The organism is Niastella populi (genome assembly GCF_002078015.1).
In the GTDB taxonomy this organism is placed as follows: domain Bacteria; phylum Bacteroidota; class Bacteroidia; order Chitinophagales; family Chitinophagaceae; genus Niastella; species Niastella populi.
The window spans coordinates 1-561 of the sequence record NZ_LWBP01000058.1 but is presented as its reverse complement, the minus strand read 5'-3'; the positions used below and the strand labels follow the sequence as shown (position 1 = coordinate 561).

Annotated in this window: 1 protein-coding gene; it reads left to right on the top strand. The window is 34.9% G+C overall.

Going from position 1 to position 561, the window contains the following annotated elements:
• Positions 1-55: 55 nt before the first annotated feature.
• A partial coding sequence (locus tag A4R26_RS07430; protein WP_242674853.1) for a condensation domain-containing protein occupies positions 56-561 on the top strand: 506 nt, incomplete at its 3' end.

Here is a 561-nt window from a genome sequence, read left to right as displayed (position 1 = left end):
TGCCAGGACTTTAAATACAACCGTAAAAGTTGTATCGTTCAGCGCATATCTATATATGCTCAGGGTATTAGGTAATACTTCTGGAATAGTAACAGGTCTTGTTGCAAATACAAGACCCAATACGGAAGATGGTGATAAGATATTAGGCTGCTTTTTAAATTCAATCCCATTAAAAATTGAAGTAGATGGGAATATGCAATGCGCTGATTTAATAATAGAAGTCCATAAAAAGCTAATTGAGCTGAAGAATTATGAAACGTTAAGTCTCTTAGAGATTTCTTCAATTACAAAAGGATCTAAAGAGTCGCATACATCTAATCCTTTTTTTGATGTATTATTTAATTACATTGATTTTCATATACTTCAGGATTTAGTAGAGGGCGGGTCGAAAGAAGGAATTACTACTTCAACCACATCGGGTATCAATGTTTCGTCATACGAAAGGACCAATGCATTTTTCGGTTTTACAGTTTCTGCAACTGGAGGTGTTTATCGGATAACGACCCAGACTACTAAGATGCTTAATTCCAATTTATCATCGGAATATGTGGTTAGCCTGTA